Raw genomic sequence first — 518 nt, 5'->3', positions numbered from 1 at the left:
GTGCACATCATCGAGGAGCCCATGGCGGCCGCCATCGGCTCCGGGCTGCCGGTCCACGAGGCCACCGGCAACATGGTGGTGGACATCGGCGGCGGCACGACGGAGGTCGCGGTCATCTCCCTCGGCGGCATCGTCACCGCCCAGTCCATCCGCGTCGCGGGCGACGAGCTCGACAACGCCATCATCCAGCACATCAAGAAGGAGTACTCGCTCCTGCTGGGTGAGCGGACGGCGGAACAGATCAAGATCACGATCGGTTCGGCGTACGACCTCGACACCGACGAACACACCGAAATCCGCGGCCGGGACCTCGTCTCCGGGCTGCCGAAGACCGTGGTGATCTCCGCCGCCGAAGTGCGCAAGGCGATCGAGGAACCGGTCAACGCCATCGTGGACGCGGTCAAGACGACCCTCGACAAGTGTCCGCCCGAGCTGTCGGGCGACATCATGGACCGCGGCATCGTGCTCACCGGCGGCGGCGCCCTGCTGCGCGGCCTCGACGAGCGGCTGCGCCGGGA

Annotated in this window: 1 protein-coding gene; it reads left to right on the top strand. The window is 68.3% G+C overall.

The annotated features are described in order from the left end of the window. Nucleotides 1-518, top strand: a 518-nt coding sequence (locus tag LPA54_RS36500) for a rod shape-determining protein (RefSeq protein WP_228984803.1), incomplete at both ends; no start/stop codon positions are given.

It is taken from the genome of Streptomyces sp. DH12 (assembly GCF_020873895.1).
In the GTDB taxonomy this organism is placed as follows: domain Bacteria; phylum Actinomycetota; class Actinomycetes; order Streptomycetales; family Streptomycetaceae; genus Streptomyces.
This window is presented reverse-complemented; position numbering and strand designations above follow the sequence as displayed.